The organism is Streptomyces sp. DH37 (genome assembly GCF_029813835.1).
GTDB lineage: Bacteria > Actinomycetota > Actinomycetes > Streptomycetales > Streptomycetaceae > Streptomyces.
In genome coordinates this window covers 1-439 of record NZ_JARVKV010000199.1, presented here as the reverse complement: position 1 = coordinate 439, position 439 = coordinate 1, and the positions used below count along the sequence as shown (strand labels likewise).

Here is a 439-nt window from a genome sequence, read left to right as displayed (position 1 = left end):
ACGAATCATCCGAGTTCGCCGTGGTGGGTGATCCGCTCGATCCAGAGCCGGGCTTTAACGCAGCGCACACGTTGATTCAACAACTGGGCGCATACTCATCGGGTGGCAGGCGTCGCAGGGCGCAAGGTCTGCTCGCACAGCGAGTCTTCGTCGTACATGACGTCTAGGTGTTGCGGCTAGGGCGCCGCCGAGGACCGGACGCACCGCAGGTGGCGCTGCCGGCCCGAGTTCGGCCTTGAATGAGGAAAGTGCTCACAGCTCTTCCGTGTCCACGGCTCTCGGTCCCGCCACGGCAACTGCGATACGCGCCCAGATTCTTTGCCCAAGTTCTCGCTCGTACGGATCGAGAATCGCCCACGAACTGTGACGTGAGTCCGTGAGGAAAGGGATGACGCGATTCAAGTGGCGCTGATCGCTCGGCGTGAGCGTGTCGAGGTCG

1 protein-coding gene is annotated in these 439 nt (G+C 62.4%); it reads right to left on the bottom strand.

Features of this window, described 5'->3' with window-relative positions; translation table 11 throughout:
- Window positions 1-252: 252 nt before the first annotated feature.
- On the bottom strand, window positions 253-439 hold a 187-nt coding region (locus tag QC029_RS30655; protein ID WP_279559105.1), incomplete at its 5' end, for a hypothetical protein.